This is a genomic window from Microbispora bryophytorum (assembly GCF_006874465.1).
Taxonomy (GTDB): Bacteria; Actinomycetota; Actinomycetes; order Streptosporangiales; family Streptosporangiaceae; genus Microbispora; species Microbispora bryophytorum.
This window is the reverse complement of sequence record NZ_VIRL01000102.1, coordinates 1-426: the sequence shown is the minus strand read 5'-3', so window position 1 is coordinate 426 and position 426 is coordinate 1. Positions and strand designations below refer to the sequence as shown.

Sequence of the window (426 nt, the reverse complement as noted above, 5' to 3'; positions counted from 1 at the left end):
GCACATAAGAACGCTAAAACCGCCCACACGTCGGATCAAATCGACCACGGCGGTTTTTCTTTGCGTAATTATATCGATGGCTTATACAACCGTATCAGAAATCTGATCCTTAACGCGGACGGCACAAACGTAAAAGAGGTCGTGGATGCTCGTGTGGATGCGGAAGGGAACATCGCGCCTTTATTGAAGGAGCGGCTTGACAAAGAGTATAACAAGCTTTTACGCAAAATTGAGCGCGATGTAAACGTTGACGACTACGGAGCCGATCCAACAGGCGTTAACGATAGTACAGAAGCGTTTAAAAAGGCGATCGGGAACGGTAAGGTGCGGCTAAATCTATCGGCAGGCACGTATATCGTTAAAGGCATCAAGTTGCCGTCATGGACGTAGTTGATCGGTCAAGGTATGGGCGTTACTACGTTGAAG

1 protein-coding gene is annotated in these 426 nt (G+C 47.9%); it reads left to right on the top strand.

The genetic code is table 11. The features are described 5' to 3' along the window. Positions 1-390 (top strand): glycosyl hydrolase family 28-related protein (locus FLX07_RS36035; RefSeq protein ID WP_208762584.1); only part of this gene is annotated, 390 nt, incomplete at its 5' end. Positions 391-426 lie beyond the last annotated feature (36 nt).